The following is a 20,923-nucleotide window of genomic DNA, read 5'->3' as shown; positions in this document are numbered from 1 at the left end:
TACCTCCACTTTTACCAGCGCGGGATGCGTATTTAATTATGTTGCAGTTTTCCAATGGTTTTCTGTTGAGTTTGTCGTTGTGCCTCGATATCGGTCTGGCGAATATCGCCATGATCACTCTGGCGATGCAGCGCGGTTATTTCCACGGTTTCTGGCTGGGGATTGGTACCTGCATTGGCGATTTAATTTATGCGCTGCTGGCGCTGGCGGGCATGGCGGTGGTGTTGCAGTTTGCGGCGGTACGCTGGGTGCTGTGGGTTGGTGGCGGGCTGTTGTTAGTCTGGTTTGCGATCAAAATGCTGCTGGCGGCATACCGTTCGGTCACGGCGATCAATATGTCTGAACAACAGCCAAAACGTTCATTGATGCGTGAATTCAGCCGTGGCGTGATGCTGGCGCTATCGTCCCCCACCGCCATTCTGTGGTTTGCCAGCGTCGGGGGCGCACTAATTTCACGCATGGGGCATGGTAATACGGGTGCTACCTCATGGTTTCTCAGCGGCTTCTTTATCGCCGGGGTATTCTGGACCTGCGTATTGTGCCTGGTGGGCAGCATGGGAGGAAAACTGCTGGGGCAGCGTCTGCTGAAATATTCCTACCTCGCTTCAGCGCTGATTTTCTGTTACTTCGCTGTCTATGTGATCAGCTCCGGCTATCGGGAATTTATCCTCAGCTGATGGGCATAATGGTGCGGCGTGGTGCCCATCACCTTGCGGAACGCATTGATAAAATGGCTCTGGTCATAAAAACCGAGTTGCAGCGCCGCCTCCTGGGGATGCACGCCACGCCGCAACAAATCACGTGCATGATGTAAACGCAGTTGCATATGGTATTGCAGCGGTGGCATACCGGTAAGCTGGGTGAAACGCCTCACCAGATGGTATTTGCTGAAACCCACCTGTTGCGCCAGCGTATCCAGTTGCGGTTTTACACTCAGATCGGCGCGCAGCAAATTTTTCACCTGGGCGATAAGCTGTTCATCGCCCTGCTGGCAGCTGGCCTGATCATCCAGCAGCTCGCCGCATAACCACATCAGCAGCTGTTCATCATCCTGCTGCGCCACATCCGCAAAGCGACAAATCGCGGCAAACACCCGCGCATCGTAGTACGCCCCTTCCCGCAGCACCGGTGCCTGACTGGTGCTATGCAGGCCATGCTGCGCCACCACTTCGCGCAGCACCGACTGCGGTAAATGCACGCTAATAAAACTTACCGGTTCCAGACTGAACGCTGACGCCTGAATCGACGCCGGATTGTAAACCGTCACCTGCCCGGCTACCGCTTCATGTTCTTTACCATCCAGCCAGATGGCTTCCCGGCCACTCAGGTTGGCACAAATCACATATTCGTCATGTAAATGTCGTGGAAAACCACTGTCACTGGCGGTGACGCGGGAACATTCAATACCATTACGGTTTACCCATTCAGATGCATTCAGCGACACAAATCCGGACCCATTGCGCGAAAAGAGCTTTATAACAGCATCGTCACAACGGGAATGCAATGTTGCATCCCTGTGACGAGGAAAGTCATAACATCATCAGGATCAATTGAAGATGGTGACTGGCTAGCGCGATAAATCGCGCCGCCAGAACAGGTACGATTTATCGCGTGGTTTTTAAGAGAGACTGCGCATCCACTGGCACAGATTATCAAGCATCGCCATACAACGTTCGACTTGCTCTATGGCGATAAACTCATCCGGTTTATGCCCCTGCTCCATGCTGCCCGGCCCGCAGATCAGGGTAGCAATCCCCGCTTCATCAAATAATCCCCCTTCGGTGCCAAACGCCACCGTTGAAAAATCATCGCTACCGCTCCACTGCACCAGCCATTGTGCAAATTGCGACTGGGGATTGGTGAGCAGGCCAGGGTAATGGCTCAGCGGCTGAAAATGGATCGCGCTTTCGCCCGCTACCGCCTGCATCTGTGGCAATAGCTGCTGCCGGGCAAACTGCTCAACCTGGGTAATTACCCCCTGGACATGCACCTCCGGCAGATAGCGGATTTCGAAATCAAACTGGCAATCCTGCGGCACGATATTTAGCGCACTGCCGCCCTGAATCACACCCGTCTGGAGCGTGCTGTACGGTGGTTCAAAACGCGTATCCTCGACCAGTTTCAGTTGCTGCGCCGCTTCGCCGAGATGGTTGATAAGCTTTGCTGCATATTCGATAGCATTGACGCCAGATGGCGCATAGGCCGAATGGCAGGCACGGCCATGCACCTGACAACGTATCGCCACTTTACCCTTGTGCCCATAAACCGGACGCATTTCTGTCGGTTCGCCGATGATACACATGGCGGGTTTTTCCGCTGAAGCGCGCAAATACTCCACCATGCTCCGCACCCCGAGGCAGCCCACTTCCTCATCATAGGAAAAAGCCAGATGCAACGGCAGGCGCAACGGCTGGGCCAGAAAGTTATCCAGCGATGCCAGCACGCAGGCGAGGAAACCTTTCATGTCAGCACTGCCACGACCATAGTAGCGCCCTTCCTGTTGTGACAGGGCAAACGGCGGCAGCGTCCATTGCTGACCATCAACCGGGACCACATCGGTATGGCCGGATAACATCACTCCACCGTCACCGCGCGGTCCCAGCCGGGCATACAGATTGGCTTTGCGCCCGCTGGCATCCATGATGCGCTGCGATGCGATACCGCGCTGCACCAGAAAATCCTCAATCCAGGTAATCAAGGCCAGATTGGATTCGCGGCTGGTGGTATCAAACGCCAGCAGCGCCGCAAGAATATCGCGCACCGCGCTACTCATCGCCGGGGACGCCATAGCTCGGGGCATCGCGTGGATCCAGTGCCCGGGTGACGTAAGCCTGCATCTGCGGTTCATACGCCAGCCACAACTTATGCAGCTCGGCCACTGGGTTTTCTTCTGCCCAGTCAACGCGCAGATCCACCAGCGGCCAGGTGTAATCATCCACCACCTTCACAGCAGCAGAATGCACCGGCCCCGCCTCACCACCGGCGTCGATCCCTGCCTGCAACGCCGTGAGCAGGCGACCAGTAAGCTCACCGGTGGCAGCTTCAAAAGCCGCCACCATTTTGGCGATCACCGCTTGTTCCGCCAGCATATTACCTGCGGCCACGCACTCTTTGCCCTGCACCACATGATAAATACCCAGCGTCTTGTCACCGCTAAAGGCGGCGCTGCGACCGCTGGCGTCAATTACCGTCACCTGGCGATATTCGCTAAAGCGATCTTCTGCCAGTGCGCTTTTTAGCGCCTGTTCCGGCGTTAAGCCCTCTTCCAGACGCGCCAGAATCTGCTGCCCCAGCGCTGGTAATGTGATGTTCTGGCTGGATACCGCACCCACCCCGGCCACCAGCCACGGGCAACGCGCCCCTACGGCAATGCTCGACGAACTAATGGCGATACCAAGCTGGCCGGACTCCACACAGCGCGCCGCAATCGAAAGCGTCATTTCGCCTCCCAGTCATCCGGGATCACCGCAATCACATCAATTTCCATCAGCCACTGCGGCTGCGCCAGTGCCGAAACCACCAGGCCCGTTGAAATCGGAAACACCCCTTTCAGCCATTTCCCCACCTCCTGGTAAACCGGCTCGCGATAACGCGGATCGATGATATAGGTGGTGGTTTTAACAACATGGCTCAGATCGCTACCGGCTTCTTCCAACAGTTGTTTGAGGTTTTTCATTGCCTGTTCGGTTTGGGCGCGTGGATCGCCCAGTCCCACTAGATTACCTTCAAAATCAGTACCGACCTGACCACGTACGTAGACGGTATTACCGGCGCGCACTGCCTGGCAGAGATCGTTGTCCAGTGTCTGATTCGGATAGGTTTCTTTGGTGTTGAACATACGAATACGTTGATGAGTAGGCATAACAGTTCCTTAAAGCGAGTCAGAGGGAGCGCGATACTGCTGGTACTGGCGCTGGATAGCGATCTGGTCAGCAATGAATTTGGCATCATGCCAGACGCCCCAGATAAAGGTGGAACCACGACGTGACAGCCAGGGTAAGCCGAGGAAATAAACGCCCGGCTCGCTGGACACGCCACGATGATGCTGCGGTCTGCCCTGTTCATTGAAGGCATTGACCTTTAACCAGCTGTAATCGGCCACGTAACCTGTCGCCCAGATAATGCTGGTGATCCCGGCCTCTGCCAGATTCAATGAAAGCTGCGGATGGGTGACACAAGCGGGGTCTGGCAGGAATTCACGTGCCTGTGGCTCCGGCGGTAAATCAAGGCCGTTACGATCGATATACGCATCAGCGGCATCCAGTAACGCGAGGTAATTAGCATCGCCACGCGCAATATTCTCCGCCAGATCATCCTGAAAACGAACGGTGTTCTCGGTGAAACTTTCCGTCAGGCCAACGAGGTTTACGCCCTGCGCCGCCAGACGACGGAAATCAACAGTATGACCACCGCGTGCACCGCTCACGGCGATGGTGACATGTTCTTTGCCCGGCTGACTGGCTGCGGCGTCCCACAGACCAAGCACGCCAAGCCACCAGCAGAAGTCCCGGCCACGGTAAGAACGCGGCGGGCGATCGTGCGGTCCCACCGACAACCACACAGGCTTACCGGCACGTTGCAGCTCATCAGCAATCTGCACACCGGAAGAACCAGCACCAACCACCAGTACGCCACCCTGTGGCAGCTGCTGCGGATTTTTATAGTCAGCCGAGTGCAGCTGTTGTATCTGGCCATGTTGAGGGGCAATCGCCGGGATAACCGGGCGCTGGAAGGGACCCGTGGCGGCCACGATACGCTGCACATTGATTACGCCTGCGGAGGTGGTGACAGTAAAACCACTGCGTCCCTGATTGCGCTCGGCGCTTAACACTTCGACGCCGGTATGAATCGGTGACTGGTTCATGGCGGCGTAACTGACAAAATAATCGGCAACCTGTTCTTTTGCCACAAAGCTATCTGGTGAGCAGCCAGGAAATTCCATGCCCGGAAAGCGGTCATGCCAGGCCGGGCCATTGGCAACCAGCGAATCCCAGCGACGACTACGCCAGGATTCGGCAATACGGTTTTTCTCTACTACCAGATGCGGAATACCCAGACGCATCAGGTGTTCGCTCATGGCAACCCCCGCCTGACCCGCGCCAATAATCAGCGTATCTGTTTCAGTTTTTAATGATGTCATTTCAACGTCCTTCATCCCGCATCACGCAGGGGATTAACCACTTAAGAAGGACCCAAGACTATTGGAGCGCATGCAGACGGTAAAATATTATAAAGTGAGCGTCTGGATAGAAAATATTTAACCTGCTGGCAACCTTCATCGCCGAAATAAAATACAAAGCCCTGTTAAAGCCGCATCCGCACTGCACAGGCAAGATAAAAAGGTGCTGAGATAAATCAAATCCACGCGATTCATAGGCAACATTTTTACTTATTAATTTTGCAAAATTGACGATATTTTATATTGCCAATGATGCTTCAGTGACGTGCAGGCGCGCACCAAAATAAGGCATTCAGACAGGGGTTGTTACTTTAGATGTTAATAATCATAAGGTTAATTAGATTCAAAAAGGTCTAACCTGTCATCCTTTAACGTCTCAATTTGGGGCAGCCAATCCATAAGCGAGATTGCATCTTTTTTTTATATTAGTTGGCTATATTTTTCTTCATTTCTCTCTATAGCCAACTGTTGCAACATCCCATCAACGTTATTTTCACCCCTCCCAATTTTTTGGGTGGTTATAACCGCAGCCATGCGGCAAGCCTGCAAATGACTTTGTTGAGATAACTATGATGACAAACAACCCAAAAGATAATGCTGTTGCAACCACAATAGAGTTGAGCACCATCCAGCCTATTCCCGCGCATGAACGTCATGGCAAGCCACGGGATCTTTTTACCATCTGGTTTGGTTCAAACATCATGTTGCTTACCGTGATTACCGGCGCGCTGGCGGTGAGTATTTTCCACTTATCTTTTATGTGGGCCACCATCGCCGTATTGATTGGTAACCTTGCTGGTGGGCTGTTTATGGCATTGCATTCCGCGCAGGGACCACAATTAGGTGTGCCGCAGATGGTTCAAACCCGCGGCCAGTTTGGTTCTTATGGTTCCGTGCTGGTGGTGGCGTTAGTCGTCATCATGTATATCGGCTTTCTGGCATCGAACCTGGTGCTGGGCGGTCAGTCACTGCACGCCATCTACGCTCCGGTTTCTACGGATACCGGCATCCTGGTTTCTGCGGTTCTCAGTCTGGTGGCCTGTGCCTTCGGCTATAACCTGATTCATGCCTACACCAAGGTGATGTCGTGGGTATCCGGTATTATTTTGCTCGCAGCCTTTGCGTGGATTGTTTTCGTGCATGGTCTGCCGACTGATTTTCTTGCGCGTAATGGTTTTAATCTCAGCGGATTCCTCGGTGCCATTTCCATCGCCGCGTTATGGCAGCTGGCCTACGCGCCTTATGTATCCGATTATTCCCGCTACATGCCAAAAGATATCAGCGAAAAAAGCGTCTTCTGGTGTAGTTATCTGGGGTGCGTACTGGGTTCATTGTTCCCGATGATTCTTGGCATTCTGGTTTCTATTTGCATCGTGGATGGTGATCTGATTACCGGCATTGTTAATATGACCGGTGGGTTGTCCTCCACCGTGATTATTGTTTTTGCTCTGGGCATTGCCGCGACCAATGCAATGAACCTCTATTGCGGTGTGCTCTGTACCCTGACCCTCGGCCAGACATTCCTGCCTAAGTGGTCGCCGCTTTCTGGCGCCCGTATTGTTGTTTCTATTGTCACCATTCTTATCGAAGTCTTGATTGCGATTTATGGTCAGGAAAACTTCCTGGTGAATTACACCAACTTTATTCTGATGCTGCTGTATGTGCTGGTGCCGTGGACGGCAATTAACCTGGTTGATTACTATCTGGTGGCCCACGGTAATTATGATGTCGCTTCATTCTTCCGTCGTGACGGTGGAATATATGGTTACTTCAATTCAAAAGCCATTTTCTGTTATCTGCTGGGTATCGTGGTCGAGATTCCTTTTATGTCCACCGCCATTTACACCGGTCCGGCAGCGAATATGTTAGGTGGTGCCGATATCTCCTGGATTATTGGTTTAGCCATCGTCTCGCCTGTTTATTATTTCCTCTGCCGTACTCAGGCAGTAGCGCAAACCTCTGTTGCTAAATAATTACCGGAATGACTATGAACAATAGTAATACCTACGACTACATCATTATTGGTGGGGGTTCCGCAGGTTCCGTGCTGGCCGCCCGACTGGCTGAGCAGGCAGACCTGAAGATCTGCCTGATTGAGGCTGGAAGTCGCGATGAGACCCCACGCATCCAGACGCCTGCGGGAACCATTACCCTGTATAAAAGCAAAAAGTTCAGCTGGAACTTTTATTCAACGCCACAAAAAAGCTTAGGGGGGCGACAACTCCACGTCCCGCGCGGCAAGGCGCTGGGGGGGTCCTCATCCATGAACAGCATGATTTATATTCGCGGATTACCTTCTGATTATGACCGCTGGGAACAGCAAGGTTGTGAGGGCTGGGGCTGGAATAATGTCCTGCCCTGGTTCAAACGTTCGGAAAAGAATCTGTTGTCTCAGGATCCGGCATATCATGGTTTTAGCGGCGAATTACTGGTCGATAAACCGCGCGATCCCAATCCGGTATCAGCGCTGTTTGTCGCGGCGGGCAAGCGAGTCGGATTAGCGGAGAACACCGACTTTAACGGTAAATCGCTGGCAGGTGTCGGGATTTATAACGTTACGCAAAAAGATGGCAAACGATTATCGAGCTATCGCGCATTTTTGCATCCCCATATTGGTCAAAGCAATTTGACGGTCATGACCGACTGCACCGTGCAAACGTTGATCATTGAAGACAAAGTGGTCAAAGGCGTGCGTATTACTGAGCATGGCCGCGATCACCCCACGTCAATTTTGTGCCGCCAGGAAGTCATCCTGTCAGCAGGCTCCATTGGTTCACCGCATATTCTGTTGAAGTCAGGCATCGGGCCTGCCGCCGAACTTGAAGCCGCAGGTATTCCGCTGGTGCACCCTCTTCCCGGCGTGGGTAAAAATCTTCAGGATCATCTGGATGGTCTGGTCACCGTGCGGTCCGGTAACCCGCTAACGCTGGGTTTTTCCCTCGCCGCCTGGAAACCGATCCTGACCTCTCCCTTCAACTATCTGTTTCGCCGCAAAGGTTGGTTAACCACCAATTATGTAGAAGCGGGTGGCTTTGCCGCGACAAAACTCAGTAGCGATGAACCCGATATTCAGTTCCATTTTGTGCCGGGTTATCGCAGCCACCGGGGGCGCTTATTTGAATGGGGCCACGGCTACGCGATTCACACCTGCGTGTTACGCCCGAAATCGATCGGCGCGTTGCAGTTAACGCGCGATGGGCAAATCGCCATTGATTTTAATTTCCTCGCCGACCCTGATGACGCCAGCGTGCTGGTTGAGGGGATAAAAGTGGCAAGAAACATTCTTGCTCAGCCGGAATTCGCCGCATTGCGGGGTGAAGAGATGCTGCCGGGCAAGCATATTCAGACTGACGAACAGCTGCATCAATACGTCAAAGAATATTGCGCCACCGTTTTCCATCCGGTGGGCACCTGCAAGATGGGCCGGGATGAAATGAGCGTTGTCGCACCGGATACCCTCAAGGTGTATGGCGTGGAAAATTTGCGCGTGGCTGACGCATCAATCATGCCATCGCTTATCAGCGGCAACACCAATGCCCCTTCAATTATGATTGGCGAACGTGCGGCAAGCATGATCCTGCAAGGAACGCCGGTAGCTGACACCGAGGCGAATAAGGAGAACGCGTATGCATAATCGTGATTACTGGCAAGGTCTGCTGAATAAACAGCGCTTTAGCACCCATGCCCTTATCGGGGGTAAACCTTACGTCGCCAAAGCGGAGAAAACCTGGGCGGTAGTGAATCCCGCCACCAATGCGGTGTTAGCGGAAGTCACCGCTTGCCAGGCTGAGGATATTGACGCAGCGGTGGATTCCGCCCGCCAGGCGTTTACCTCTGGCATCTGGTCCGGGTGCCCGTTAGCGCAACGCAAAGCGGTGCTGCGCAGGCTGGCGGAGCTGATGCTGGAGCACCGGGAAGAACTGGCACTTCTGGAAAGCGTCAGCATGGGGAAACCGGTGCTCGATGCCTATAACGTTGATGTGCCGGGGGCTGCCCATGTGATTGCCTGGTACGCAGAAAGTATCGATAAGATTTATGACGAAGTCGCCCCGACCCGTCCAGGAACGCTGGCAACCATCACTCGTGAGCCTGTCGGCGTTGTGGCCGCCATTGTACCGTGGAATTTCCCCCTCGATATTGCTGCCTGGAAAATCGGACCGGCCCTGGCCGCCGGAAACAGTGTAATCCTGAAACCCTCGGAGAATTCGCCTTTCACCGCACTGAAACTGGCAGAACTGGCGCTGGAAGCCGGATTGCCCGCCGGGGTGTTAAACGTTGTTACCGGGCTGGGGATCGAAGCCGGTGCCGCGCTGGGCCTGCATAACGATATTGATGTGCTTACCTTTACCGGTTCAACCGCAGTGGGCAAAGCCTTTATGGCCTATTCCGGCCAATCCAATTTGAAGCAGGTGTGGCTGGAATGTGGTGGCAAAAGCGCCAACATTATTTTTGCCAATTGCCAGGATCTCGATTTAGCCGCCGAAAAAGCCGCCTTCGGTATCTGTTTCAATCAGGGTGAAGTTTGTTCAGCCAACTCCAGATTATTAGTTGAACGTCAGATCTATCCCGACTTTATGGCGAAGTTGATCACGAAGTTGCACGGCTGGCAACCTGACCATCCGCTTAACCCAAATGCAAGGATGGGCGCGATGGTTTCGACTGCGCATAAAGATAAGGTGATGGATTTTATTCAGACCGCAGTGACTCAGGGCGGTATTGTGCGCGCTGGTGGCGAACAACGCGAAATCGAGACAGTCGCTAACTACATCCTGCCGACGGTGATTGAGATTGAAAGTGAAAACGTTAACTTATGGCGTGATGAAGTGTTCGGTCCGGTGCTCGCGGTAAAAGTCTTTGATGATGAGTCGGAAGCCATCGAACTGGCGAATAATCATATTTACGCCCTTGCCGCGTCAGTATGGTCGGACGACCTGAATCAGGCGCATCGTGTGGCGCGCAAACTGAACGCCGGGACGGTGTCGGTCAACACCGTTGATGCGCTGGATGTGACCGTCCCTTTTGGTGGCAATCAGCAATCGGGTTTTGGCCGCGACCTGTCTTTACATGCCTTTGATAAGTTCACCAAATTAAAAACCACCTGGATTGAATTACGTTAAGTACCACTGACGTTGGCTCTACCCGCAACGGGTAGAGCCACAATTTAATGGCTGCTGACGGCCGGCGTTAATTCAACACTGCGGCAATAATCCATAAATAACCGAGTCGGCCGCGTGGGTTCATTATTTTGCAGATAAGCCATAATCAGCGTCGATGCCGCCATTTCATCGACAATATCCAGTTGCACCAGGCGCTGCCCATCGTATGTCATATCCGAACAGGGCCGGGTCACCAGCACCGAAAAGCCCAGCCCCTGCCCGACCATGCACCGCACCATTTCAATTGACGGTGAGCTATAGGCCACTTCAGGGTAATAACCATTCTCTTTGAAAATGCTGATAAAGTAATTTTTGCTGGGTACCGCATCCAACAGGATCATCGGTTCGCTTGCCAGTTCCTGTAAAGTCACCGCACTTTTTTTAGCCAGCGGATGAGCCGCCGGTAGCAGCGCATAGGGTTTATGCGGCGCATTCAGCGGTTCTTTCTGAATCGCGTTGTCCAGGTCAAGATCGTAGAGAAATGCCATGTCAAAACGGCCACGATGTAAACCGTGCATCAGCTCATGCTGTTCACCGTCGTACAGCTGAATATTGATTTCTGGATAGAGTTTTTTGAAACCTGCAATCAGCTTGGGCATATACAGCGGAGCCGCCGATTCAAAACAACCCACGGCGATGGTGCCGCAAACCAGCTCATTTTCTGCGCGTGAACTTTGCTCAAACTCATAGGACAGCCGCAGCAACTCCTTTGCTTTTTCGTAGAACCGCCTCCCACTGGAGGTGAGCGATACGCCCTGCGCATGATGGCGAATGAACAGCTGCTGCTCAAAAGCGTCCTCAAGGTTTTTGATGGCGACCGAAATCGAAGGCTGGGCGATGTGCAGCTGACGTGACGCTTCGGCGATGCTTTCGGTCTCAACCACAGTGACGAAATATTTAAGTTGCTTGAGCGTGAAATGTGTCATGAGAAAACCATTATAGAAATATTGTCAGGTGAAGGGTCTACATAGCTTTAGGCTAATCAACGTGGATCAAGCAAGTGCCATGCCATGTATTCGCGATCGCGACAGCATTCTTAAATGGGAAAAGTTTGATATTCGTGAGGGAGGTAGCGGGTTTTTACTGCACTATGAATCATCAGTAAACCAGCCCTGCCCCCTGGTTGCACCTTATCAGGGCAGAGGGATCTGATCACGCACCAGACCACGCAACCAGCGATGCGCCGAATCATTTTCCAGCCGCGGATGCCAGAACTGCGAAACGGTCATCTCCGGGGTACTGAACGGTAGCTCAAAACTCACCAGCGCCGGGCTGGCTTTAATCAGCGGGTGATAGAGAAACAGCGAACGAGGCACCAGCGCCACCAGATCAGAGCCTTGCGCAATCGCCACTGCGGTGGAAAACGCAGGCACCACGGCGGCAATCTGCCGGGTGTAGCCCGCTGCCGCCAGTGCATCATGGATCGGTCCGCCCAGTTCACCACGGCGTGAAGCCACGATATGCCCCCAGGCAGCCAGTTCGCGCAATGTCACCTGCTGCGCCAGCGGATGCCCCTGGCGCACCACACCAACAAACCGATCGCGAAACAGTGCCTGCATGCGGATTTCCGGCCCCATATTGCCGAGCACGCCGATCTCCAGATCGACCCGCCCTTCACGTAAATCGCGTGAACTTTTTTCCGGCTTCGCCACAAAGTTCAGCCGCACACGCGGCGCAACCTGCGCCACCGCGTTGATTAAGGTGCTACCGAAAGCCTCGACAAAGCCCTCATTGGTGCGCAGATTAAAAACCCGATCCAGCGTCGCCAGATCCAGTGCTGCGGCTGCCGGTTGCAGCACTGCGCGCGCCTCACTGACGCTATGCTGGGTTCGCTGCCGAATTTCCTCGGCGTACGGCGTCAGCACCATATTGCGCCCGGCCCGCACCAGCAACGCATCACCTGTGGTGGCGCGTAACCTCCCCAGCGTACGGCTCATGGCAGATTCACTCAGGCCAAGACGGCGCGCAGCCCCCGTCACACTGCCTTCAGTCAGCAGCGCATCAAGCGCGAAAAGAAGATTCAGATCGGGTTCAGTCATACTTCATCCTCTCTGATTAGTGCTGCGGAAACAAGGCGTTTGCTGCAGGTGAGAAGGGTTAATGTGAGGAAGCCATCGGTGATTCTTCAGGAAATTATCAGGTGTGTCCCATGCTGGATTTCGCTACAACTGCCGTTGGTTGTAATGATGATTAATCAGTGTAAATGGCACTTACGCCAAAGAAAGATGAGGTATGAAATGAGTTTTTTTGACGATCTTAAAACTTCGCTGGAAGAAGCTGTTGATATCAAAAACGGCGTTAAAGCTCCTGCTCGTGTTGCTCGCTATGAGATTGCAGATGTAAAAGCCATCAGAGAACAGCTGAACGTTTCACAGGCAGAAATGGCAAGAGCCCTGGGTACAAGTATCGATACCATCAAAAGCTGGGAAGCCAAACGCAGGAATCCAACCGGGCTGGCAGCGAAGGTGCTGGCGACTATCCAGGCAAATCCGGCATTTTATCTTGAGCTGGCTGCGCATTGAGTGGGCTCACTCTTGATTGAACATGTTGGCATGGACTTGTAGTGGCGCGATAAATCGCGCCACTACAAGTCCATGCAGTTATTGGCCCGGTCGGCATCAATGCCAGCACTACAGGCGTTTGCTGCAGGTTATCAATGCACATACTGCACGTTCCGCCTGCTATCCAGCGACGCTACACTCTTGCTGTAACGTTCATTACAGGAGAGAACCTTATGACCCCTTCAGCAACCCCACGCGTTTTACTGATTGGCGCCTCACGCGGGCTGGGCTTTGCCCTGACTGAGACCATGCTTCAGCGTGGTTACCATGTGGTAGCGACCGGACGCCAGCATTCCACCGCATCACTTGAGTCTCTCAACCAACGCTATCCAGACACCCTGAGCGTAGAAAGCGTGGATATCACCCTGCCGGAACAGGTTAGCGCCCTGAAGCAGCGCCTGGGCAATCGTCAGTTCGATATGTTGTTCGTCAATGCCGGTGTGAAAAATAAGGATGGTGAAACCATTGCCGATGTCTCCACTGACGAATTTATTCGCGTGATGGTCACCAACGCGCTCAGCCCGCTGCGCGTAATTGAAACCTTCAAAGACAATGTCAGCGCTGACGGCACCATTGCGGTGATGTCATCCGGCCAGGGTAGCATCACCAATAACACCAATGGCAACTACGAAGTCTATCGCGGCAGCAAAGCCGCTCTGAATATGCTGATGCGCAGCTTTGCCGCGCGTCATCAGGATGATAGACGCACCCTGCTGCTGATGGCGCCGGGCTGGGTACGTACCGATATGGGTGGTCCCGAAGCACGCCTGAGCATTGAAGAGAGCATCCCCAACCTGCTGAATACCATGGAAACATGGCGTGATCGCACCGGGTTACATTATCTCGATTATCTTGGCCGCGAGGTGCCGTGGTAACCCCCTTAACCCAGTTTGTGCAGCACCAGCTGACGGAGCTTGTCGCGCATCCAGCGATGGGCCGCATCCTCGCTCCCCGCCTTATGCCACAGCAGCGATAACCTGTAATCAGGCATCGCTACCGGCACCGGTGCCGCACACAGTTCATAACGTTTGCACCAGCTGCTGACCAGCCCTTGTGGTACAGTGGCGAATAGCGGCATACGGTTCAGCATCATCGGTAATGCGGAGAAGTGCGGCGTGACAAACCTTACCCGGCGGGCAACTCCCTGTTGTCTCAGTTGCTCATCGAGCGCACTTTCGCTGACGCCGCGATAGGACACCAGCACATGATCGTGCTGAACGAAATCAGCCAGCGTCAGCGGTGAAGCCAGCCGAATCTGCCGGTTATCCCACAAGGTGCAGAAACCCGCGCTGGCAATATCTTCACGTAACAAATCGCGGCTGCTTTCATTGCCGACCATTACCGCCATATCCGCCTGCTGCTTCTCCAGCAGCGGGATGGCCTGCCACGGATCGGCGGCCAGCACCGTCACATCCACCTGCGGCGCTTCTGTCATCAGGTCCGCCAGTAAATCCGGCATCAGCCATTGCTCGACCCAGTCACTCATGCCGAGGCGAAAGCTGTAACGATCCTCCAGCGGGTTAAACGCTGGCGTACTAAAAATTGCCTGCTGTACACCCTGCAATAATGGCGCAATTAACTGTATCAGCTGTTCCGCGCGCGGCGTCGGCGTCATGCCGTGCGAGGCACGTATAAACAGCGGGTCGTCAAACATCTCACGTAAACGTTTCAGTGCCGCACTGACGGCAGGCTGTCCAAGATACAACCGCTGCGCCGCGCGGGTAACGCTGCGCGTTTCGTACATCACCAGTAGCACCACCAGCAGATTAAGATCGACACGAGTTAAATCATTTTCATTGATGATTTTCATGATTTTAATCGATTTAAATAATGCATCAGGCTTCAGTATAGTGGCGTCATTAACTGACCGGGAGCAAATTATGCCAATCCGTGTAGGCGACTGCCTGATCGCGAAAGTGACCGAACAAACCGCAGCAGTTCCGTTTAGCGCGCTCTATCCAGAGAGCCGCCATGAAATGTCCAGCGCAATCGCACAACAAACGGCTGAATTGTCGATCCACAGCTGGGTGGTAAGAAGCGGCGACGACATCATCATTATCGATACTGCCACTGGTAATCAGCGCGAACGAGACCATAAGCCACTGTTTCATCAGCTGCAAACCGATTATGCCGCACGCCTGGCACAAGCCGGTGTGCAGCCGCAGGATGTCACGCTGGTACTGATGACGCATATCCACACCGATCATGTCGGCTGGAATACCCACTGGCAGGAAGGACGCTGGCAGCCGATGTTTCCGCATGCGCGTTACATCTGTTCTGCACTGGAGCTGGAGCGATGCCAAAACACCCCGGCGATGCAGGCGTTATATCTCGATAGCATTCTGCCACTGATTAACAGTGGTCAGCTGGAGACGGTTGATGTCGATAATTCACCACAGTTTGCCGGTGTACTGCGTTATCTGCCTACTCCCGGCCACAGCAGCGATCATGCGTCACTCATGCTCAGCAGCCAGCACCAGCATGCGCTCTTTTCCGGCGATGTGATGCATCATCCAATCCAGTTTCAGTTCCCCCTCTGGAACTCGGTATTTTGTGAAGATAAAGCGCTGGCGGTGCGTTCGCGGCAACGGGCGATAGACTGGTGCCTGCAAAATCAGGCAATCTGGTTCAGTTCCCATTTTTCTGCCAGCTCATGCGGCAGGGTTTTACCTGCTGACGATGGGCAGCTTCACTGGATGCCGCTGGAGGCTGAACCGGATGCAATATGCTGATTATTTTCGTGCTTCGTTAAGCGACCTAACCCAGGCACTGAATCAAGGCACCACCACCTCTCGCCAGTTAACCGGGTTTGCCCTGCAACGTATTGCGGAAGCCGATCAAAGCGGCCCGCACTATAACGCGATTACCTGGCTGTTTGCCGACCAGGCACTGGCTGCGGCTGATGCCAGTGATGCGCGCCGCCGCCACGGTGAATCTCCGGGCCGCCTCGAAGGTATCCCGGTGTTGATCAAAGATAACATCGAGGTACAAGGCTGGCCGACCAGCGCCGGTTCGGTGCTGTTACGCGCCGTCATTGCCGAACAGGACGCCCCGTTAGTGATGGCGCTGCGTGCCGCAGGTGCGGTGTTGCTGGGTAAGACGGCGATGCATGAACTGGCGGCAGGGATTACTGGCGCATCCTCCCTCAGTGGTTTTACTGACAACGCCTGGCTGGCGGGCCATTCACCCGGCGGTTCCAGCAGTGGCTCGGCGGTGGCTGTCGCCGCAGGTTATGTTCCGCTGGCGATCGGTACCGATACCGCAGGCTCGGTACGCATTCCGGCCGCATTTAATCATCTGTATGGCCTGCGCATGACACACGGTGCCATCAGCATTGACGGCATTGTGCCGCTGTCACCGACTCAGGATATTCCCGGCGCGCTGGTACGTCATGCAGCCGATCTGCGCCTTGCCAGTGAGATCCTGAGCGGGCAGCAGTTTGTGGATGGCGAAGAACCCCTGCGCATCGGTTTGTGGCTGGAAGGATTTGCCGCAGAGGAACCGGCGATCAACCAGGCGATACGCGCTGCGGTGGCGGCGCTGACGGGAGAGAACGGCACGCAACAGGAGATTGCCTTCCCGCAGCTTGAAGCGCTCGCAACGGATGCCAGTATCATTCCCTGGGAGTTTGCCGAAGCGCTGGCAGACTGGCTGGCCGACAAACCGCAGGCCGAGGTGAGCACGCTCAGCGAAGTGGTCGCATCGGAGCGGCATCATCCTCAGCTGAAAGCGGTGTTTACCGCACGCGCCAGTCATCCAGGTAAGGCCAGTGAAAGCTATGCCGTCCAGCAGGTGCGTCAGCGCACGCTTTATCAAACCCTCAGCCAGCTGTTTGCCCAGCGCAGGATTAACCTGCTGGCCTATCCGGTGGTCAAACATCCCCCGGTGAAACATGGCGAGTTACAACCCGGCAGCAACGCCCTGCTGGCTGCGGTAACCGGGGCACCCGCTATCAGCATCCCGGTGGGCTTCACTGCCCAGGGACTTCCGATTGGCATGGAACTGCTGGCATTGCGCGGACGGGAAGATCTGTTGCTCTATGCAGCAGCGCAGATGGCGGAGTTCGGCAGGTAAGGTTGTATGTGTATCGACCATTGCCACGACGGCGGCAATGGTCAACGTTTTGCGGATTACTGGCAGTTTGGCGCGCCAGCCACATTGGTGTTAGCCACTGCATTGATATTGGTAAAGGCTGCCGCGTTATTAGACGCCTGGAAACAATAGCTATCCGTGTTTGGTGCTTGCACCGCGAAGAAACAGGAGACGACATTCGCCGGAATAGTGATGTTGTGCAGTCCGTGAATAGCGAAAATTGTGGCGGTGGCCGCGCGGGTGGCTGCACTGTTCGGGTTTTTCCGGAAAGTAATCCCGGTATTAGGTGCCGTAACCTGAATCTGCGAATAGTTGGTACAATTGGCACTGAACGGCAGATCAACGGCGAATGCTGGCAGCGACATAGCAGAAAATGTACTCAGAATCACGCCAGCCGTCAGGTAGTAGCAGATACGTTTTGTTTGCATGATATACGTCCTTTTCATCGATAGGAATCTGCAATAAATGCAGTGGTTTGTTGCGACATCACAACGTTGTAAAGCGAGACTACCTGGTTATTGAGAGTCAGATTTGCAGGAAATTTAAATTTCCGTTCAACATATATTTCAGGTCCGTACTGCCGGATCCGAAAGCAATTTTAACCGGCGCACTCATACTGGAACCTGAAACAGAAAAAAAACGGCTATTTGATGAAGTGCTCATCCTGGGCAGCGCCACCCCCTGTGCAAAATCGGTGACCGTCAGATACCAGGATATTTGCGCAACATCAAAATAATAAAACGTATTAGGCGCGCCTTGCATGGCTAAGGCTGGATATTGTTCAACATAAAGCGCGACCGCCATATTAGCCGCATCCGAGACGGTAAAACTGCTGTCAGTGGTAATTTCCAGTTTATTAAAAATACTACTTTTGTTATAAGGATTACCGGAAGCAAATCCATACTGGTTATGTTGTACCGGAAGGACATTATATCCACCCACGGTGGAGGGAAAAACAGCAACCGGTGGTTGTCCGGTAGTAAAAAGGACATTGGTATCCAGCGGCTGAGGCGTACTCCCCCAACCTAATCTAAAATCAGTTGGGTCCCAGCTGAATGATACGCCTCCACCATTATTTGTCCCATTCATCATCCAGACCAGGGAAGATTCATTCCCTCCCGAAGCATCGGCAAGAAATATCGCTATATATTGCGCTGCACCGCTGTTATTAATCACCTGCACCGAATAAGCCACGATTAGATATCCTTCTACCAGAAAATCTATTCGAAAACCAACCTGCTGCATAAACAGCAGATTGGCTTTCTTAATTTTTTGCTGTGCAAAAACTAATTACCGCAAAAAGTGGCAATATCAGGAAACAGGAACAAACTGCAGGGTTTCATTGAGTTCAAATTTCAATGAAGTCACCCCATCAGCAAAGGAGAACTGGGTCGGGCTGCTGACATAAGTACCTGATACAGCGACACCTTGTTTGGAATCCGTGGTGCAAATCCAATAGGTTGGGTGCGTATCAAACAGGAAATTCCCGTTGGGTTTGCCTTGCATGGCAAATGCCGGTAACGAATTCATATACACCGCGAGGCTCATGGCTTTTGATTGTGCAACGGTAAATGTTGCATCGGTTGTCACCAGCATACTGCCGCTGGCAACGCTGGCATTGTTGAATGCCAGGGGCTGTGTCTGGAACTGGCCATTTGAATACGTCACACCCATGGCATTATTTCCACCCGAGGCAGTCGGATTCATATTCTGTATTGGCCCACCAGAACTCCACTGCACACCGGGCGCGATTGGTTGTGCCGATGTACCCCAGTTTAATGCCCAATCGATGGTCCAGTTATAGGTGTTCGTATTTCCATCGTTGATGGTTTGCAGCAGCCAGACTAATGGCAAACCAGCGATGAGATTAGGATAAGTTTGGTAAATTGCAACATTTGCAGCGCCGCCGCTGGAATTTAATACAGAGAGAGAATAGGAAGACATAAGTTGTTCCTTTCAGGATGAGTTAATAACAAGATCTGTATTCAGAGCCAATTTACAATGATGTTCCGAAGTGGAACGACCTTATTATCATCATATTTTTTTATTGTGCAAACCCCTTTACCAGGCCTGCACGAGGAAATATTTAAATGATTAACATGGGGTATTCAGATTTTTTCTGGAAATTTCAGCAAGGGAAGATTACGAATAATTTCTCCTTTTTCATAGGAGAGCATTTAAAATTTCATTATGCAGGTATATTTTTTAACAGAAAATAATGTAAAAAACACTTATGAATTTGAGTTAAGGGTGTAAATTTAATTACATGATTTTTAAGATAAAAAATATTTTTCCTTTTTCACATTGATTTCCATAGGCTCTGAATTATCATTTTCCATAATGATTCGAGCAGTAAACTGGTAAGAAAATCCGATGTAATTCAATTATGGCGAGAAAGCGTATGGAGAGCCGATGTAGTTAAATCATACTGTTATGTTGCAGGCAGCAAAGTGCTGACTTAAAAACCGCCAATAAACTGATAGAACGCTGCCCATTATTTGGGCAACGCGACACGTCTATTAGTTATTGAATATTAACCTTAACAAAAATATAAATTTTCAAAAAATAAAAATATCAACCATGTAATGACAAGCCCTTGATGGCTTTATCAACCGCTTTCTTCGGACCCCGCAGCGCGATGCCCACCAGATTCAGGTTATCTGCATCCTCGGCAAGGAAGACTTCGCGATTCGCCGCATCATGACCCGTGGAAAACATAGCGTGAACATAAGGAATGATGGTTAATTCGCGTTCCAGTCCCTGACGATGGGCGCGTTGCAGGCCCGGCAGATCCCCGGCAAACACCAGCATCGGCTGCCCGGCCATATTGCCGTAATGACGTCCGCGAGCATCAACATAAGGTTCGCCCATCATTTCTGGCGCAGCCGAGGCAATCCCGGTGGCCAGAAAGGCCACCACATTTAAGCGCTGCCAGGTGGCTAAATCATCACGTACGATCAGGGCGATTTTAGTATCAAACATCTGCAACAACTCCGTTCGGGTCAAAACCCTATCATAAACAGGAGCGAGGCAGGCGGTCTGGAACGTTTGTGCACTGACGCTGATAAGAGGCGGGTGTCATGCGATAAGCACGCTGGAACCAGCGGCCAAGGTGGCTCTGGTCAGAAAAACCCACCTGCAAGGCAACCTGAGCAGGTTCACCCCCCTGCGCCAGCAGGCTACGTGCGCTACGCAGCCGTAACCGTACCAGATAAGCATGAGGAGATTGCCCAAAGGCTTTTTTGAACTGGCGCGTCAGGCGAAAACGATCAATACCTGATAACCGCGCCAGCTCCTCAAGGCCAATATCTTCCGCCATAAAATCGTGCAGATAATCACGCAGCAACTGCATCGGTGCCAATGTCTCAGTTCGCTGCAATCCCGGACGCGGATCGAGGTGGCGTGACAACATGGTCAGCAGATGATCAAGGCTTTGGTCACGCGCCAGCCGTCCTTCGCCGTGGTGCACCGCGTACCATGCCTGCTGAATCGCGCAGGCCAGCAGCGCATCATCGTTCAGGGTTGAGCGAAAAGCCGCTTCTATATTGGCGATATCACCCAGACCACGCCGCTGCATCATCTGTGCCACCCACGTTTGTGGCAGGTAAAGCATCACATAAGTGAAGCCTTCGGTATCCGGGGCATGACCATCATGCACCGCACCCGGTTCAATCAGAATCGACCGCCCCGGCGTGCTGGTATGCAATGCGCGGTGGCAGTTGAAACGCTGCAACCCCTGCTGCGTCACCCCCACCAGCAACTCATCATGATCGTGGGGATCGTAAGCGTGCCCGCAAAAATGGGCATTGACGCTTTCGATGCCAGTTTCGTCATCGCGGCGAAAATCGACCCAGTCCTGGCTGCTGGCGTTGGCGATTTTGGCTGGCATAACGGCTCCTGGCTGGCGCAATAGAAAAGAAACAAACTATATCAGG

General features: G+C 53.0%; 21 protein-coding genes. 8 read left to right on the top strand and 13 right to left on the bottom strand.

The window, feature by feature from the left end:
- The first annotated feature begins 38 nt into the window (after positions 1-38).
- On the top strand, positions 39-677 hold the full coding sequence (locus RCF31_RS20235; protein WP_299450754.1) for a LysE family translocator: 639 nt from the start codon (positions 39-41) through the stop codon (positions 675-677).
- Here RCF31_RS20235 and RCF31_RS20230 read toward each other — a convergent pair.
- The 5 genes from RCF31_RS20230 to RCF31_RS20210 form a co-directional block, all read right to left on the bottom strand.
- A complete protein-coding gene (locus RCF31_RS20230) occupies positions 653-1,444 on the bottom strand; it encodes an AraC family transcriptional regulator (protein ID WP_416413596.1) in 792 nt (263 codons plus the stop codon). The two genes, RCF31_RS20235 and RCF31_RS20230, sit on opposite strands and share 25 nt — an antisense overlap.
- A 174-nt stretch (positions 1,445-1,618) precedes the next feature.
- Positions 1,619-2,773, bottom strand: coding sequence for an acetylornithine deacetylase (argE, locus tag RCF31_RS20225; protein WP_416413782.1), 1,155 nt, complete (start codon positions 2,771-2,773; stop codon positions 1,619-1,621).
- A complete protein-coding gene (locus RCF31_RS20220; protein ID WP_416413595.1) occupies positions 2,766-3,440 on the bottom strand; it encodes a DUF1028 domain-containing protein in 675 nt (224 codons plus the stop codon). The genes argE and RCF31_RS20220 overlap by 8 nt, the downstream gene beginning before the upstream one ends.
- A complete protein-coding gene (locus RCF31_RS20215; RefSeq protein WP_416413594.1) occupies positions 3,437-3,862 on the bottom strand; it encodes a RidA family protein in 426 nt (141 codons plus the stop codon). The genes RCF31_RS20220 and RCF31_RS20215 overlap by 4 nt, the downstream gene beginning before the upstream one ends.
- A gap of 9 nt (positions 3,863-3,871) precedes the next feature.
- A complete protein-coding gene (locus RCF31_RS20210) occupies positions 3,872-5,140 on the bottom strand; it encodes a flavin-containing monooxygenase (protein ID WP_416413593.1) in 1,269 nt (422 codons plus the stop codon).
- Positions 5,141-5,748: 608 nt separating this feature from the next.
- Here RCF31_RS20210 and RCF31_RS20205 point away from each other — a divergent pair.
- From RCF31_RS20205 to RCF31_RS20195, 3 genes are read left to right on the top strand one after another with little or no spacing between them, the layout of a single operon-like run.
- A complete protein-coding gene (locus tag RCF31_RS20205) occupies positions 5,749-7,152 on the top strand; it encodes a purine-cytosine permease family protein (RefSeq protein ID WP_031285270.1) in 1,404 nt (467 codons plus the stop codon).
- Between the two features lie 14 nt (positions 7,153-7,166).
- Positions 7,167-8,813, top strand: a complete 1,647-nt coding sequence (locus tag RCF31_RS20200) for a GMC family oxidoreductase (RefSeq protein WP_416413591.1) — start codon at positions 7,167-7,169, stop codon at positions 8,811-8,813.
- Complete coding sequence (locus RCF31_RS20195; protein ID WP_416413590.1) at positions 8,806-10,296, top strand: aldehyde dehydrogenase; 1,491 nt, start codon at positions 8,806-8,808, stop codon at positions 10,294-10,296. The genes RCF31_RS20200 and RCF31_RS20195 overlap by 8 nt, the downstream gene beginning before the upstream one ends.
- A gap of 44 nt (positions 10,297-10,340) precedes the next feature.
- On the opposite strand, the gene RCF31_RS20190 is transcribed toward RCF31_RS20195, so the two are convergent.
- Both RCF31_RS20190 and RCF31_RS20185 read right to left on the bottom strand, forming a co-directional pair.
- Positions 10,341-11,261, bottom strand: a complete 921-nt coding sequence (locus tag RCF31_RS20190) for a LysR substrate-binding domain-containing protein (protein WP_021313392.1) — start codon at positions 11,259-11,261, stop codon at positions 10,341-10,343.
- A gap of 207 nt (positions 11,262-11,468) precedes the next feature.
- Complete coding sequence (locus tag RCF31_RS20185) at positions 11,469-12,374, bottom strand: LysR family transcriptional regulator (RefSeq protein WP_416413588.1); 906 nt, start codon at positions 12,372-12,374, stop codon at positions 11,469-11,471.
- Between the two features lie 198 nt (positions 12,375-12,572).
- Between RCF31_RS20185 and nadS the strand changes: the two genes are divergently transcribed.
- Entirely contained in the window at positions 12,573-12,857 is a 285-nt protein-coding gene (gene nadS, locus RCF31_RS20180) for a NadS family protein (protein WP_416413587.1), read from the top strand.
- Between the two features lie 212 nt (positions 12,858-13,069).
- The gene (locus RCF31_RS20175; protein ID WP_416413585.1) at positions 13,070-13,771 is read left to right on the top strand and encodes an SDR family NAD(P)-dependent oxidoreductase; all 702 of its coding nucleotides are present in this window, start codon (positions 13,070-13,072) and stop codon (positions 13,769-13,771) included.
- Between the two features lie 5 nt (positions 13,772-13,776).
- On the opposite strand, the gene RCF31_RS20170 is transcribed toward RCF31_RS20175, so the two are convergent.
- Positions 13,777-14,706 (bottom strand): LysR family transcriptional regulator, encoded by a 930-nt coding sequence (locus tag RCF31_RS20170; RefSeq protein ID WP_416413584.1) that lies wholly within the window; start codon positions 14,704-14,706, stop codon positions 13,777-13,779.
- 70 nt (positions 14,707-14,776) lie between these two features.
- On the opposite strand from RCF31_RS20170, the gene RCF31_RS20165 reads away from it, so the two are divergent.
- Positions 14,777-15,628 (top strand): MBL fold metallo-hydrolase, encoded by an 852-nt coding sequence (locus RCF31_RS20165; RefSeq protein ID WP_416413583.1) that lies wholly within the window; start codon positions 14,777-14,779, stop codon positions 15,626-15,628.
- Positions 15,615-16,970 (top strand): amidase, encoded by a 1,356-nt coding sequence (locus tag RCF31_RS20160; RefSeq protein WP_416413582.1) that lies wholly within the window; start codon positions 15,615-15,617, stop codon positions 16,968-16,970. The genes RCF31_RS20165 and RCF31_RS20160 overlap by 14 nt, the downstream gene beginning before the upstream one ends.
- Positions 16,971-17,026: 56 nt before the next feature.
- Here RCF31_RS20160 and RCF31_RS20155 read toward each other — a convergent pair whose 3' ends face one another.
- From RCF31_RS20155 to RCF31_RS20135, 5 genes are all read right to left on the bottom strand, one after another.
- Positions 17,027-17,416, bottom strand: coding sequence for a hypothetical protein (locus RCF31_RS20155; RefSeq protein ID WP_299450728.1), 390 nt, complete (start codon positions 17,414-17,416; stop codon positions 17,027-17,029).
- A 97-nt stretch (positions 17,417-17,513) separates the two neighbouring features.
- Entirely contained in the window at positions 17,514-18,182 is a 669-nt protein-coding gene (locus RCF31_RS20150) for a hypothetical protein (RefSeq protein ID WP_416413580.1), read from the bottom strand.
- 117 nt (positions 18,183-18,299) lie between these two features.
- Positions 18,300-18,932 carry a hypothetical protein gene (locus RCF31_RS20145; RefSeq protein ID WP_416413579.1) on the bottom strand — a complete coding sequence of 211 codons (633 nt, stop codon included), beginning with the start codon at positions 18,930-18,932 and terminating at the stop codon, positions 18,300-18,302.
- A gap of 630 nt (positions 18,933-19,562) precedes the next feature.
- Positions 19,563-19,970 (bottom strand): DUF2000 domain-containing protein, encoded by a 408-nt coding sequence (locus tag RCF31_RS20140; RefSeq protein WP_299450724.1) that lies wholly within the window; start codon positions 19,968-19,970, stop codon positions 19,563-19,565.
- Between the two features lie 31 nt (positions 19,971-20,001).
- Positions 20,002-20,877 (bottom strand): helix-turn-helix domain-containing protein, encoded by an 876-nt coding sequence (locus RCF31_RS20135; protein ID WP_416413578.1) that lies wholly within the window; start codon positions 20,875-20,877, stop codon positions 20,002-20,004.
- Between the last annotated feature and the right edge of the window lie 46 nt (positions 20,878-20,923).

It is taken from the genome of Pantoea sp. App145 (assembly GCF_047947045.1).
Lineage (GTDB): Bacteria > Pseudomonadota > Gammaproteobacteria > Enterobacterales > Enterobacteriaceae > Pantoea.
The sequence above is the reverse complement of the archived record's forward strand: the minus strand, read 5'-3'. Positions and strand labels throughout refer to the sequence as shown.